The 13,830-nt window shown below is 60.5% G+C and carries 13 protein-coding genes; 2 read left to right on the top strand and 11 right to left on the bottom strand.

Features of this window, described 5'->3' with window-relative positions; all coding sequences use genetic code 11:
• Nucleotides 1–352: 352 nt before the first annotated feature.
• Nucleotides 353–1,612 carry an OprD family porin gene (locus J4D25_RS08620; RefSeq protein ID WP_057716084.1) on the top strand — a complete coding sequence of 420 codons (1,260 nt, stop codon included), beginning with the start codon at nt 353–355 and terminating at the stop codon, nt 1,610–1,612.
• A gap of 121 nt (nt 1,613–1,733) precedes the next feature.
• Here the strand turns inward: J4D25_RS08620 and pcaC are convergent, their stop codons facing one another.
• The 11 genes from pcaC to pcaR all read right to left on the bottom strand — a co-directional run bounded on the left by pcaC (nt 1,734) and on the right by pcaR (nt 12,578).
• Nucleotides 1,734–2,126 carry a 4-carboxymuconolactone decarboxylase gene (gene pcaC, locus J4D25_RS08625; protein WP_008016493.1) on the bottom strand — a complete coding sequence of 131 codons (393 nt, stop codon included), beginning with the start codon at nt 2,124–2,126 and terminating at the stop codon, nt 1,734–1,736.
• Nucleotides 2,127–2,136: 10 nt separating this feature from the next.
• Complete coding sequence (gene pcaD / locus J4D25_RS08630) at nt 2,137–2,928, bottom strand: 3-oxoadipate enol-lactonase (protein WP_057716085.1); 792 nt, start codon at nt 2,926–2,928, stop codon at nt 2,137–2,139.
• Nucleotides 2,929–2,940: 12 nt separating this feature from the next.
• Nucleotides 2,941–4,305 carry a 3-carboxy-cis,cis-muconate cycloisomerase gene (locus J4D25_RS08635; RefSeq protein WP_057716086.1) on the bottom strand — a complete coding sequence of 455 codons (1,365 nt, stop codon included), beginning with the start codon at nt 4,303–4,305 and terminating at the stop codon, nt 2,941–2,943.
• A gap of 43 nt (nt 4,306–4,348) precedes the next feature.
• Nucleotides 4,349–5,653, bottom strand: coding sequence for an MFS family transporter (locus J4D25_RS08640; protein WP_057716087.1), 1,305 nt, complete (start codon nt 5,651–5,653; stop codon nt 4,349–4,351).
• Nucleotides 5,654–5,847: 194 nt separating this feature from the next.
• On the bottom strand, nt 5,848–6,414 hold the full coding sequence (gene pcaG, locus J4D25_RS08645) for a protocatechuate 3,4-dioxygenase subunit alpha (protein ID WP_057716088.1): 567 nt from the start codon (nt 6,412–6,414) through the stop codon (nt 5,848–5,850).
• Between the two features lies 1 nt (nt 6,415).
• Nucleotides 6,416–7,120 (bottom strand): protocatechuate 3,4-dioxygenase subunit beta, encoded by a 705-nt coding sequence (gene pcaH / locus J4D25_RS08650; protein ID WP_057716089.1) that lies wholly within the window; start codon nt 7,118–7,120, stop codon nt 6,416–6,418.
• 37 nt (nt 7,121–7,157) lie between these two features.
• The gene (gene pcaF / locus J4D25_RS08655) at nt 7,158–8,363 is read right to left on the bottom strand and encodes a 3-oxoadipyl-CoA thiolase (RefSeq protein ID WP_174245503.1); all 1,206 of its coding nucleotides are present in this window, start codon (nt 8,361–8,363) and stop codon (nt 7,158–7,160) included.
• Nucleotides 8,360–9,139 (bottom strand): CoA-transferase subunit beta, encoded by a 780-nt coding sequence (locus tag J4D25_RS08660; RefSeq protein WP_057716091.1) that lies wholly within the window; start codon nt 9,137–9,139, stop codon nt 8,360–8,362. Before J4D25_RS08660 ends, pcaF begins: the two co-directional genes overlap by 4 nt.
• Nucleotides 9,139–9,996, bottom strand: a complete 858-nt coding sequence (locus tag J4D25_RS08665) for a CoA transferase subunit A (protein WP_008054173.1) — start codon at nt 9,994–9,996, stop codon at nt 9,139–9,141. Before J4D25_RS08665 ends, J4D25_RS08660 begins: the two co-directional genes overlap by 1 nt.
• Before the next feature lie 269 nt (nt 9,997–10,265).
• Nucleotides 10,266–11,612 carry an MFS transporter gene (locus tag J4D25_RS08670; protein WP_057716092.1) on the bottom strand — a complete coding sequence of 449 codons (1,347 nt, stop codon included), beginning with the start codon at nt 11,610–11,612 and terminating at the stop codon, nt 10,266–10,268.
• A 123-nt stretch (nt 11,613–11,735) separates the two neighbouring features.
• A complete protein-coding gene (gene pcaR / locus J4D25_RS08675; RefSeq protein WP_057716093.1) occupies nt 11,736–12,578 on the bottom strand; it encodes a pca regulon transcriptional regulator PcaR in 843 nt (280 codons plus the stop codon).
• A gap of 685 nt (nt 12,579–13,263) precedes the next feature.
• Between pcaR and J4D25_RS08680 the strand changes: the two genes are divergently transcribed.
• Nucleotides 13,264–13,464 (top strand): hypothetical protein, encoded by a 201-nt coding sequence (locus J4D25_RS08680; RefSeq protein ID WP_007986337.1) that lies wholly within the window; start codon nt 13,264–13,266, stop codon nt 13,462–13,464.
• Nucleotides 13,465–13,830 lie beyond the last annotated feature (366 nt).

The following is a 13,830-nucleotide window of genomic DNA, read 5'->3' on the forward strand; positions in this document are numbered from 1 at the left end:
CGAGCAAGCTCGCTCCCACAGGAGGCTGGGTTTGGCAAAAATCTTATGCACGCTGTAAGTCCACTGTGGGAGCGAGCTTGCTCGCGATGAGGCCCGCACAGGCCACACAAAATCCAGCGACATGTTGCGTTCGATAATCGCCCAAAACCTGCTTTTAACAATTGAACCATCCAGTACATTCCACGCACCATCCGAACCACAAAACCAATAACAACAGGTTCGACACCATGCCCCCGCGCCCTGCCCTCTCCGGCTGATCCGCTTCGTTCGTGCTGATTTCGAATATTCGTCTGCAACCCAGGGTTGCGGCATCACCCCGCTTCATCCCAAAGAATTAGAGAGACCCGAGCCCATGACGCCTTCTCCCGCGCAGTACTTCGTTCCCAGCCTGATTGCCATGGCCCTGGCCAGCGCGGCCCTGCCCGCCTGCGCCGAAGAGTCGGGTTTTGTCGAAGGGGCCAAGGTCAACCTGAACCTGCGCAACTTCTACATAAATCGCAACTTCACCAACCCGACCAAGGCCCAAGGCAAGGCTGAAGAATGGACGCAGAGTTTCATCCTCGACGCCAAGTCCGGGTTCACCCAGGGCACCGTCGGATTCGGCATGGATGTGCTCGGTTTGTATTCGGTGAAGCTCGACGGCGGTAAAGGCACAGGCGGTACGCAACTGCTGCCGCTGGATCATGACGGTCGCCCGGCGGATAACTTCGGGCGCACCAATGTCGCGTTCAAGGCCAAGCTGTCGCAGACCGAAGTGAAAGTCGGCGAGTGGATGCCGGTGTTGCCAATCCTGCGTTCGGACGACGGTCGTTCGTTGCCGCAAACCTTCCGGGGCGGCCAGATCACGTCGAAGGAGATCAATGGCCTGACGCTCTACGGCGGCCAGTTCCGGCAGAACAGCCCCCGCGATGACAGCAGCATGGACGACATGTCGATGACCGGCAAAGCAGCGTTCACCTCCGACCGTTTCAACTTTCAGGGCGGCGAATACCTGTTCAACGAAAAGCGCACCCAGATCGGCCTGTGGAACGCCGAACTCAAGGACATCTATAGCCAGCAGTTCATCAACCTGACCCACAGCCAGCCATTGGGTGACTGGACCCTGGGCGCCAACCTGGGTTTCTTCTACGGCAAGGATGACGGCAGCGCCCGTGCTGGCGAGCTGGACAACAAAACAATGTACGGCTTGTTTTCGGCCAAATACGGCGGCAACACCTTCTACGTCGGCCTGCAAAAACTCACCGGCGACAACGCCTGGATGCGGGTCAACGGCACCAGCGGCGGTACCCTGGCCAACGACAGCTACAACTCCAGTTACGACAATGCCCAGGAGAAATCCTGGCAAGTACGCCACGACTACAACTTCGCCGCCCTGGGCGTTCCGGGCCTGACCCTGATGAACCGCTACATCAGCGGTGACAATGTGCACACCGGCACCATCACCGACGGCAAGGAATGGGGACGCGAAAGTGAACTGGGCTACACCGTGCAAAGCGGTGCACTGAAGGACCTGAACCTGAAATGGCGCAACTCGACCATGCGCCGCGATTACAGCAATAACGAGTTCGATGAGAACCGCCTGATCATCAGCTACCCGATCAGCCTGTTGTAAACACAAAACAAATGTGGGAGCGGGCTTGCTCGCGATGGCGGTGTATCAGGCGACATCAATAGTGAATGTGCCGACGCCATCGCGAGCAAGCTCGCTCCCACAGGTTGTTCACCGTTACCGCTTACTCCCGCGATTCAACCCCCAACTCATCCCACACCGACTCGGCCAAGTGGAACGTCGCATTGGCTGCCGGAATCCCGCAATAGATCGCGCTCTGCATGATCACTTCCTTGATCTCGCCACGGCTCACGCCATTGTTGGCGGCGGCGCGCAGGTGCAGTTTGAGTTCGCCCTCGCGGTTCATGCCGATCAGCATGGCGATGGTGATCAGGCTGCGGGTATGGCGTGGCAGACCCTCGCGGGTCCAGATGTCGCCCCAGGCGTGGCGGGTGATCATTTCCTGGAACTCCGAGTTGAACTCGGTCAGGGTGGTCAGGCTGCGGTCGACGTGAGCATCGCCCAGTACCGCGCGACGGACTTTCATGCCTTCGTCGTAACGTTGTTTCTCGTCCACGGAATATCCCTCAACGAGCCTTCAGAAAGGCCAGAACACATTCGCTGAAATCAGCGCCAGCCTGCACGTTGGACAAGTGCGCAGCGTAGAACTCGGCGTACTCGGCGCCCGGCACATGTTCCTGAATGAAGTGCCCACCCGACGGCGGCGTGACCGCATCCTCAGTGCCGGCGATCACCAGCAGCGGCGCCTTGATCGAGGACAACTGATCGCGAAAATCGGCATCGCGCACAGCTGCGCAATTGGCCGCGTAACCTTCTGGCGAAGTCGCCGCCAGCATGTCGGTAATCTGCTTGGCCGCCGCCGGGTTGGCTTCGGAGAAATCCGGGGTGAACCAGCGGGCAATCGACGCATCGCGCAGGGCAACCATGGCCGCCTGACCATCGCGCAGCACCATTTCAATGCGCGGGTTCCACACCGACGGATCGCCGATTTTCGCTGCGGTGTTGCACACGATCAGCTGGTTCAGTCGATCGCCGGCGTTGATCCCCAGCCACTGGCCAATCAGCCCGCCCATGGACAAACCGCAGAAATGCGCGCGTTCGATGTGCAAGGCATCCAGCAATGCGAGCACGTCGCGGCCCAGTTGCTCGATGCTGTAAGGCCCCGGTGTCACCAATGACTGGCCATGGCCGCGGGTGTCGAAACGCAGCACGCGAAAATGCTTGGAGAACGCCGGGATCTGCGCGTCCCACATGTGCAGGTCCGTGCCCAGGGAGTTGGACAGCACCAGCACCGGCGCATCGACCGGTCCATCGAGTTGGTAATGCAGTTCGCCCTCGGCGAGTTGTACAAAAGCCACAGCAAGTCTCCTTCAGGCAGTCAATGCAGAATGTTCAGCCACCGCCCTCTCGACCCAGGTTTTGGCCTGGCCGAGGTAATGGGCAGAGTCCAGCAGATGATCGAGCTCAGCCGCCGACAGTTCGGCGGTCACTTGTGGTTCGTCGCCGAGGACCGCACGCAGGTGACGTTGTTCAGCCACGGCGCGTTTGCAGCATTGCTCCAACAGATGATGCGCGGTATTGCGCCCAACCCGCTGCGCGAGGACGATGCTCACCGCTTCGGCGAGCACCAGGCCCTGGGTCAAATCGAGATTGCGCGCCATGCGCTCGGCGTCCACTTCCAGCCCTTGGACGATCAACAATGCTTGATGCAGGCTGCCCGACACCAGGCAGCAGATTTCCGGCAGGGTTTCCCACTCGGCATGCCACAGACCGAGGCTGCGCTCGTGCTCCTGGGGCATGGCGCTGAACAGCGTCGAAAGCAAACCGGGTACGCGAGTCGCCGCGCCGATCAACACCGCCGCGCCCACCGGATTGCGTTTGTGCGGCATGGTCGAGGAACCGCCCTTGCCCGGCGCCGAAGGCTCGAACACTTCGGCGGCCTCGGTTTGCATCAACAAGCTGATATCACGCCCGAGTTTGCCGAGACTGCCGGCGATCAGGCCGAGCGCAGCGCCGAACTCCACCACGCGATCGCGCTGGGTGTGCCACGGCTGATCGGGCAAGGTCAGTTGCAGTTCTTCGGCCAGCGCTTGGGCAATCGGCATGGCCTGTTCGCCAAGGGCCGCAAGGGTTCCGGACGCACCGCCGAATTGCAGCACCAGCAGACGCGGCTTGAGTTCGGCCAAGCGTTGGCGACTGCGGGTCACCGCCCCCAGCCAGCCGGCGATCTTCATGCCGAGGGTGACCGGTGTCGCATGCTGCAGCCAGGTGCGTCCGGCCAATGGCGTGGTCGCGTAGCGCTGGGCCTGGGACGCGAGTGTCTGCCCCAGTTGTGCCAGGTCGCTCTCGATCAGTTCCAGCGCCCGGCGCAGTTGCAGCACCAGGCCGCTGTCCATCACGTCCTGGCTGGTCGCGCCCAGATGCACATAGCGCTCGGCTTCGGCATCGGTGGCCGCGATCTGCTTGCCCAGCGCCTTGACCAACGGAATCGCCGAGTTACCCGCCGTGGCAATGGCCTCGCCCAACATCGCAAAATCATAAAGCCCGGCACGGCAAGCTGCTTCAATCGGCGCGACAGCACTCGACGGAATCATCCCGACCCGTGCTTCGGCCCGGGCCAATGCCGCTTCGAAATCGAGCATGGCCTGGACCCGCCCCTGATCGCAGAACACCTCACGCATGTCGCGGGCCGTGAAATAGGCATCGAACAATTGATTGCCCGGTCGCTGGTTCATAAACAATTCCTGGAGGCGCGGGCCTGCGGTCCGCGCGTGAAGATCAAAGGTCGTGATGCAGATACTTCGCCTGTTTCGGCAGACGCAGGCTGAACAGGAACGCTATCGCCATCATCACCGTCACGTACCAGTAGAACGAGTTTTCCATGCCCACGGCCTTGAGGCTCAAGGCCACATACTCCGCCGAACCACCGAAAATCGCATTCGCCACCGCATACGCCAGGCCGACACCCAATGCACGCACCTCGGGCGGGAACATCTCGGCTTTCACCAGGCCACTGATGGAGGTGTAGAAACTGACGATTGCCAGCGCCAGGGTAATCAACACGAAGGCCAGAAACGGACTTGTCACGCTTTTCAGGCTCAACAGGATCGGCACGGTGCACAGCGTGCCGAGGGCGCCGAACCAGAGCATCGAGTTACGCCGGCCGATCTTGTCGGCGAGCATGCCGAAAATCGGCTGCATGCACATATAGAGGAACAGCGCGCCGGTCATGATGTAGCTGGCAGTCTTGGCCGGCATGCCGGCGGTGTTCACCAGGTACTTCTGCATGTACGTGGTGAAGGTGTAGAAGATCAGCGAACCACCGGCGGTGTAACCGAGTACGGTGATGAACGCGGTTTTATGGTCGCGAAACAGGGCGCTGATGCTGCCGGCGTCCTTGTTTTCGCGCATTGCCTTGCTGGTGGTTTCTTTGAGCGAACGACGCAGATACAGCGAAACCAGCGCCGCCATGGCACCCACCACGAAGGGTATCCGCCAGCCGTAGGCACGCAGGTCATCTTCGGTGAGGAACTGTTGCAGGACCACCACCAGCGACACCGCGAGCAATTGGCCGCCAATCAGGGTCACGTACTGGAACGAGGCGAAGAAACCGCGCTGGCCCTTGAGCGCCACTTCACTCATGTAGGTTGCGGTAGTGCCGTACTCACCGCCCACCGACAAGCCTTGCAGCAAACGGGCGAACAGCAACAGGATCGGCGCCCAGACCCCAATGCTGCTGTAGGTCGGCAGGCAGGCGATAAGCAGCGAGCCGAAGCACATCATCAGAATCGAGATCAACATCGAATTCTTGCGCCCGTGCTTGTCCGCCAAGCGCCCGAAAATCCAGCCACCAATCGGCCGAATCAGGAACCCGGCGGCGAACACGCCAGCGGTATTGACCAACTGCACGGTGGGGTTATCGGACGGGAAAAAGGCCGGTGCGAAATAGATCGCACAGAAGGCGTAGACGTAAAAGTCGAACCATTCAACCAGGTTGCCGGACGAGGCACCGACAATGGCGAAGATCCGCTTGCTGCGTTCTTCGCCCGTATAAAGAGCTATAGGCGCTGTGGGTGTTGTCATTGTTTTTTCACTCAATGGGGAAAGTGAGAGTCTAGACACACTTTGCAACACTCCCGTTCCGCAGATAAATCAGCAACACAGATCCCCTGTAGGAGCGAGCTTGCTCGCGATAGCGTCAGGTCAGTCACCATTTATGCTGGATGTGACTCAGTCATCGCGAGCAAGCTCGCTCCCACAGGTTTTGCAGTGTTCACTTAATAGTCGAAGAACACCGTCTCGGCATCGGTACCCTGCAGAATCACATTCCACTGATAAACACCCGACGCATCCTTCTTGGCCAGCAAGGTGCTGCGGCGCTCGGCCGGCACGCACTCCAGCAACGGATCGTTGACGTTGGCCGCCTCGCCATCAAAGTAGATCCGCGTCAGCAGGTGTTTCACCAAACCACGGGCAAACACCAGAACGACAAGGTGCGGTGCCTGGGTCGTGCCTTTGAGGCCCTCGACCGTACCGGGCTTGATGGTGGTAAAGCGAAAGCGTCCTTCGGCATCTACCGGCACCCGGCCAAAGCCTTCGAAGTTCGGGTCCAGGGGTTTGTCCTGGTCGTCTTCCGGGTGGTCATACTTGCCGGCGGCGTTGGCCTGCCAGACTTCCAGCATCGCGTCGTTGACGATGTCGCCATTGCCGTCGACCACTTGCCCGGTGATCGCTACGCGCTCGCCCAGGGTTTGTTCGACGGTCAGGTTTTCGCGGTTCAGCCAGGTCAGGCCGATGTGGTAGTACGGCCCGACGGTGTGGGACGTGGTCGCAGTCAGCGTCATCTTATTTCTCCATCGGCGTGGCGTCGCGGCCGCGCAATACGATGTCCCAGCGATAACCGAGGGCATAGGAAGGGATGGTTTTTTCCAGATCGAACGTGGCGATCAAACGCTCTTTGGCGCTGGTATCGGGCACGCAGTTGTAGATCGGGTCGTACGCCAGCAGCGGGTCGCCCGGGAAATACATCTGCGTCACCAGGCGCGTCAGGATGCTCGGCCCGAACAGCGAGAAATGGATGTGCGCCGGGCGCCAGGCGTTGTGGTGGTTACCCCATGGATAGGCGCCGGGCTTGATGGTCTGGAACTGGTACCAGCCATCGGCGTCGGTCACGGTGCGGCCGGTGCCGGTGAAGTTCGGGTCCAGCGGTGCGTCATGCAGGTCGCGGGCATGGGCGTAGCGACCGGCGGCGTTGGCCTGCCAGATCTCCACCAGAATCCCCGGCACCGGCAGACCGTTTTCATCCAGCACACGGCCGTGGATGATGATGCGCTCACCCTGAGGCTGCCCCTCGTGCTGGGCGGTCAGGTCGTTATCCTTCTCGTTGATGCGCTCTGCACCGACGGTAGGACCGGTGATTTCCGACAGCGAATGCGGCAGGAACACCAACGGCTTGGACGGCGAGCGCAGGTTGGTGGATTGATAGGTCGGGTGCAGGTACTCCGGCTGGGTGCCTTCCTGCGGGCGACGGTAACCAGGCTTGTCAGTCATGAAACATTCCTCAGTTCTTATAAGTCTTCAGAGCGCGTCAGACGCGCTCGATCGCCAGGGCCAGACCCTGACCGACACCGACGCACATGGTGGCCAGACCTTTCTTGCCACCGGTTTTTTCCAGCTGATGCAATGCGGTCAACACCAGCCGCGCGCCACTCATGCCCAACGGGTGACCCAAGGCAATCGCACCACCGTTCGGGTTGACCTGGGCCGCGTCGTCCGCGATCCCCAGTTCACGCAGCACCGCCAGGCCTTGGCTGGCGAAGGCTTCGTTGAGCTCGATCACGTCGAAATCGCTGACCGCCACACCGAGGCGCTCGATCAGTTTACGCACCGCCGGCACCGGGCCAATGCCCATCACCCGCGGGGCAACACCGGCGCTGGCCATGCCCAGCACTTTGGCACGGGCAGTCAGGCCGTGTTTCTTCACCGCTTCGGCCGAAGCCAGGATCAACGCGGCGGCGCCGTCGTTTACACCCGAGGCATTGCCGGCGGTGACGGTCTTGTCGGGGCCGTTGACCGGTTTGAGTTTGGTCAGAGCTTCCAGGGTGGTGTCGGCGCGAGGATGCTCGTCCTGGCTGACCACGGTTTCACCCTTCTTGTGGGCTATGCGCACTTCAACGATTTCTTCGGCGAAGAACCCGGCGGCTTGTGCGGCGGCCGTGCGTTGTTGACTGCGCAGGGCGAACGCGTCCTGATCGGCGCGGGACACCTTGTAATCGTCGGCCACGTTGTCAGCGGTCTGCGGCATCGCATCCACGCCGTACTGGGCCTTCATCAACGGGTTGATGAAGCGCCAGCCGATGGTGGTGTCTTCGAGCTTCATGTTGCGCGAAAAAGCGGCATCGGCCTTGCCCATCACGAACGGCGCACGGGACATCGACTCGACACCACCGGCAATCGCCAGCTCCATCTCGCCGCTGGCGATGGCGCGGAACGCGGTGCCGATGGCATCCATGCCCGAAGCGCAAAGGCGGTTGAGGGTCACGCCGGGAATGGTTTCCGGCAGGCCGGCCAGCAACAGTGCCATACGCGCAACGTTGCGGTTGTCTTCACCGGCCTGGTTGGCGCAGCCGAGGAACACCTCGTCCACCGCGTTCCAGTCCACCGACGGGTTGCGCTCCATCAAGGCCTTGATTGGCACGGCAGCCAGGTCGTCGGCACGCACCGTCGACAGGCCACCGCCGAAACGGCCGATGGGGGTACGAATCGCGTCGCAGATATAAACGTCACGCATCACGCTTCTCCGGGGGCTTGGCCGTGTGCGGCAGCGGTACGGGCTTCGAGGTCGCGCAGCGCGGTCAGTTCGACTTCAGTCGGCTCGGCGGTTTGCTCAACCTGGTCGGCAAAGCGAATCGCCCAACCGGTGGCATCAACCACTTGCTCGCGGGTCACACCCGGATGCAGTGCAGTGACCACGAACTCATGGGTACCGGCTTCCGGCTCCATGATGCACAGATCGGTGATGATCCCCACCGGTCCGGCGCCTGGCAGACCGAGACGCTTGCGCGAATCGCCGCCCTCGCCGTGGCCGACCGAGGTAATGAAATCGAGTTTGTCGACAAAGGAGCGCGACGACTGCTTGAGGATGATCAACACGCTCTTGGCGGAACCGGCAATCTCCGGCGCGCCACCTGCACCCGGCAGACGGACTTTCGGCGCGTGGTAATCACCCACGACGGTGGTGTTGATGTTGCCGAAACGGTCGACCTGCGCCGCGCCGAGGAAACCGACGTCAATGCGCCCGCCCTGCAGCCAGTAACGGAAAATCTCACCGGTCGGGACTACGGTGTCAGCGGTTTCCGCCAGTTCACCGTCACCGATCGACAGTGGCAGTACACTTGGCTTGGCACCGATCGGGCCCGATTCGTAGATCAGCACCACATCAGGCGAGGAAGTCAGGCGCGCCAGGTTGGCCGCTTTCGACGGCAGGCCGATGCCGACGAAGCACACCGAGCCGTTCTTCAGGCGACGGGCAGCGGCAACGGTCATCATTTCATTGGTGGTGTAAGTCATTACTTCGCCTCCGAAGCGGCGGCCAGTTTGGCCTGGAACTCGCTGAAGTCAGCGCTGCCGTGGATGTATTCGTTGATCCACGCGGTGAAGGTTTCACGGTCGCGGGCAATCGGGTCCCAGGCCTGGTAGAAGCGGTTGTCGCGTTCGTTGTAGCCGTGGGCATAGGACGGATGCGCGCCGCCAGGTACGTGGCAAACCGCGCTCAAGGCCCAGGTTGGCAATACACAGGAGTTCATCGGTGCATTGAGGTCGTCGACGATTTCCTCAACGGTGACGATGCAGCGCTTGGCCGCCAGCGCAGCTTCTTTCTGCACGCCGAGGATGCCCCACAGCAGCACGTTGCCCTTGCGGTCGGCTTTCTGCGCATGAATCACGGTAATGTCCGGGCGCACCGAAGGCACTGCTGCCAACACTTCGCCGGTGAACGGGCAGGTCACGGATTTGATCAGCGGGTTAACCTTCGGCAAATCGGAACCGGCGTAGGCACGCAGCACCGCGAACGGCAGGCCGGATGCCCCGGCGACGTAGGCGTTGGCCAGGTCGGCGTGGCTGTGTTCTTCGATTTCCAGCGCGTGGGGCCACTGTTTCTCTACTGCGTCACGCAGGCGATGCAGTGAGCCGACACCCGGGTTGCCGCCCCAGGAGAAAATCAGTTTGCGGGCACAACCGGCACCGATCAACTGGTCGTAGATCAAGTCAGGGGTCATCCGCACCAGGGTCAGGTCTTTCTTGCCCTGGCGAATGATTTCGTGACCGGCGGCCGTCGGGATCAGGTGAGTAAAGCCTTCGAGCGCGACCGTATCGCCGTCGTTTACGAATTGCTTCACCGCGTCGTGCAGCGAAAGGATTTCAGCCATTGGGGCAGGCTCCCGTTTATTGTTAACCGACAGTGGAAGAAGGCGCCGATGCGCAGCGCCGGAATGACTGAAGGTTAAGCTTCTGAAAAAGGCCAAACAATCCGATAATCGACTGAGCGTTCGATTATCGAACACATTGTTGTCTGGCTACCTATCCCCAAATGCATCGCGAGCAGGGCTCGCTCCCACAGAGGATTGCAATCAACTGTGGGAGCGAGCCCTGCTCGCGAAGAGGCCATCTACATCACGCGAGATTCCGGATCAGGCTGTCAGGTCGCATCCGCATGACTGACCATGCCCTTGATCACCACCGCCGTCGTCGCCAGCGCCGCCGGAATCACCAGCGCCGTCAGCACTTGCTCGAAGTTCCAGCCCAGGCCCAGCAGCGTCGCGCCCATCCACGCCCCGAGGATGGCGCCGAAGCGGCCGATCCCGAGCATCCACGACACGCCGGTGGCCCGCCCCTGAGTCGGATAAAACCGCGCAGCCAGTGACGGCATTGCCGATTGCGCACCGTTGACACACATCCCGGCCACCAGCACCAGCGTCGCCAACAGCGCGATGTTGCCCAGGCTCTGCCCTACCGCGTAGGCAAACACCCCGGCCAGCAGGTAGAAAGTGCCGATGACCTTGTGCGGATTGAACCGGTCCATTGCCCAGCCCACGCCCACAGCACTCAGCACGCCACCAAACTGGAATAGTGCGCCGATGAAGGCGGCCTGCTCCATGCTCGCGCCACTGTCACGCATCAGCGTCGGCAGCCAACTGGTCAGCAGGTAAACGATCACCAGGCCCATGAAGTAGGTCAGCCACAAGAGCAAGGTGCCGGTGCTGTAGGTGCCGGAGAAGATCACCGCGAACACGTTGCGCGCCTTCACGGTTTTCTGTTCCGGCACACTGAAACTGGACGCCTGGGCCACCACCGTCGGGTCAATCGGCGCCAGTGCCTTGCGTACTTTGTCCGTACCGCGGTTGCGCACCACCAGGTAACGCGCCGACTCCGGCAGCCAGAACAGCAAAACGACGGCGAGGATCAGCGGCAGCACTCCACCGATCAGCAGCAGGCTGTGCCAGCCAAAGGCCGGAATGAGCTTGGCCGAGATAAATCCGCCGCCAGCCATGCCGAGGTTGAAGCCGCAGAACATGCTGGTCACCAGCAGGGACTTTTTGCGCTCAGGGGTGTATTCCGACAGCAGCGTGGTGGCGTTCGGCATGCCGGCGCCCAGACCCAGGCCGGTCAGGAAGCGCAACACCAACAGCTGATCGACATTGGTGCTGTAGGCCGAGGCCAGGCTGAAGGCACCGAACAACAGCACCGCGCCGACCAGTACGACTTTTCGCCCGAAGCGGTCAGCCAGAGGGCCGGAGCCCAGTGCGCCGAAGACCATGCCGATCAACGCTGCACTCATCACCGGGCCGAGACTGGCTCGGTCGATCCCCCAGTCCTGGGACAGGGCCGGGGCGATGAAGCCCATTGCCGCGGTGTCGAGGCCATCGAGGAAGACAATCAGGAAACACAGGATCACCACGCGCCACTGGTAGCGCGAAATGGGTTGGGCATTGATGAAGGACTGCACGTCGAGGCAGTTACCTACAGCAGACTGAGGCTGGTTCATTATTTTTATCCCACGGATCGCGGTCGAACGATGTCAGCAGATGCCGACGAAGCCGCGACAGTAATGACCCGGAGGAAACAGCGTCAATTCGATAAACGCGACTCTGTGCGTTTATCGAACGGCTTAGGCAAACAACTGGGCGCTGAGGTCGCGGCTGGCGCTCAACAAACCGGGCAGGAACCGCTGTTCCAGTTCATTGCGGCTGACTCGCCCGGCGTGAGTGCTGACATTGAGGGCCGCAACCACCTGCCCGGAAGCGTCGTACACCGGGACGGCAATCGAACGCAGTCCTTGCTCGAGTTCCTGGTCGACGATGCACCAGCCTTGCTGTCGCACCTCTTGCAGGCATTCGAGCAACGCCTCGGGGGTGTGGATCGTGCGGCTGGTCTTGGCTTGCAATTCGGCGTGGTCGAGGTATTCGCCCAGCGAGGTGTCATCCAGCGCGGCCAGCAGGATCCTCCCCATCGAGGTGCAATAGGCCGGCAAGCGCCCGCCCACCGACAGGTCCACCGAAATCAGCCGCTGGGTGGTCGCGGAGCGTGCGATGTACAGAATGTCATCCCCCTCCAGCGTGGCCATGTTGCAGGCCTCGTGCAGTTGCTCGCTCATGCGGTCCAGGTAAGGCTGGGCGGAAACCGCCAGCGGCGTAGATGACACATAGGCATGGCCGAGGGTCAGCACTTTGGGCAGCAGCGAATAGGTGCGGCCGTCGGTGGTGGCGTAGCCGAGTTTGATCAGGGTGTGCAGGCAACGGCGCACGGCGGCGCGGGGAATTTCCGTGCGGTGACTGATCTGGGCGATGGTCAGGTGTCGTTTGCGCTCCTGGAACGCTTGCACCACGGCCAGGCCACGGGCCAGGGACGTCATGAAATCCGGGTCGCCGGTCAGTGCCTGGATCCGTTTGGCAGGTGAGGCAACGATGGGAGGAGCCACTGAAGCGAAGGAATTGCGCATTTGATCGTTCATACAAGGTCCTTTTACCCATTCGGATCAGCGACTATTACAAAGGGCGAGCCTGGCGCTCAAGCCCGGCCCGCCAACTCCGTGCGATTATCGAACGCTCGACCGATAATCGCAATCCGTCGTGTAAATCACATGCGCTGATGCCCGGTTTTCGCTGACTTGCGCCCCCATGTTTACGCCGACTCGACACAGGACTTAATGGGGCAATCCAATTACCGTAACTTGCCTGATTTAATGGCGTCAGAAAGGCATCGCAGCAATGCGGTATCCGTCGACGTTCTAGTTAATCGCAAAGTTTCGAGCAACAAAACGGTCACACACCAAGATTCACTTTTAACTCTTTGGAGATAGTGTTCTTCAAATCGGCCGCTATAATACAATTCAGTAGCGCTTCGGTTTTTTACTTGCCGAACCCGCTGCCCGGCCAGGCGATGTTCCATCGCCGTTGCCCGTTGCAAGCGCCAGATCCGCATTGCACAGCCTTGCCATCGCGTTTGCCGAAACAGGAAACTGAAGCTACGTCAGCTATTTATCTCTGGTGTCGTGGCCGCCTGTGACATGGAAGTATTGATCACGTTGTTGCCAAAAACGATGCCTTGACGGGCATTGCCCACTCGACGAACGTGATCAAACGATTTGATGCAGCGCGTTTTCACCAGAATTTATCCCAACTCAATCAGGTAGCACTGTGACGAAAGACGAACTGCGCGCGGAACTAGAGCGCCAGGAACAACGTTACAAGGAAGTTTACGGCGGAGAAGTCACCACTTACGCCGCTCAACCCGAACCGGAACGCAAACCCTGGCGTAAACGCGCCACCGTTCAGGATCAGGTTTTCCAGCAAGAACTTCAAAAAATGGAAAAGGAACTCAAAGCCGAAGAGCCGTGACTGCTTCGGCCTGATCCTTACAAGAACCTGCCTCTGCACCCGTTAAAAGCGGGATGTATTGATGTTGCCTTTCGCGCCCGCTACGAGCGGGCAGCGGCCATCACCGTCGTCGAATCAGGCAGATTTCCGGTATCTGACCTATTTCTCAGATTTTTCTCACAACCGTTCAAGCCCCTCCTGCCGGGCGGTGAAGGTTTTGTGACAGTCTATTTTTTCAATAAAATCAATGACTTAAAAAACACAGCAAAACCGTGGGTTTTCAGGTCCTGCGGCAAAAAAATTCGTTGAAGAATGTTACCGATGAGCAGCTAGTGCATTGATTAGCAGTCTTTTCTGGCATAATCGCGCCCCCTTATGACCGGGTCA

It is taken from the genome of Pseudomonas sp. GW456-L13, from assembly GCF_017350115.1.
In the GTDB taxonomy this organism is placed as follows: domain Bacteria; phylum Pseudomonadota; class Gammaproteobacteria; order Pseudomonadales; family Pseudomonadaceae; genus Aquipseudomonas; species Aquipseudomonas jessenii.

Excerpts from the sequence above, each read along its gene's own strand:
- pcaH (WP_057716089.1), bottom strand. The coding sequence starts at position 7,120 with ATGACTGACAAGCCTGGTTACCGTCGCCCGCAGGAAGGCACCCAGCCG.
- pcaG (WP_057716088.1), bottom strand. The coding sequence starts at position 6,414 with ATGACGCTGACTGCGACCACGTCCCACACCGTCGGGCCGTACTACCAC.
- J4D25_RS08665 (WP_008054173.1), bottom strand. The coding sequence starts at position 9,996 with ATGGCTGAAATCCTTTCGCTGCACGACGCGGTGAAGCAATTCGTAAAC.
- J4D25_RS08660 (WP_057716091.1), bottom strand. The coding sequence starts at position 9,139 with ATGACTTACACCACCAATGAAATGATGACCGTTGCCGCTGCCCGTCGC.
- J4D25_RS08640 (WP_057716087.1), bottom strand. The coding sequence starts at position 5,653 with ATGACAACACCCACAGCGCCTATAGCTCTTTATACGGGCGAAGAACGC.
- pcaR (WP_057716093.1), bottom strand. The coding sequence starts at position 12,578 with ATGAACGATCAAATGCGCAATTCCTTCGCTTCAGTGGCTCCTCCCATC.
- J4D25_RS08670 (WP_057716092.1), bottom strand. The coding sequence starts at position 11,612 with ATGAACCAGCCTCAGTCTGCTGTAGGTAACTGCCTCGACGTGCAGTCC.
- J4D25_RS08635 (WP_057716086.1), bottom strand. The coding sequence starts at position 4,305 with ATGAACCAGCGACCGGGCAATCAATTGTTCGATGCCTATTTCACGGCC.
- J4D25_RS08620 (WP_057716084.1), top strand. The coding sequence starts at position 353 with ATGACGCCTTCTCCCGCGCAGTACTTCGTTCCCAGCCTGATTGCCATG.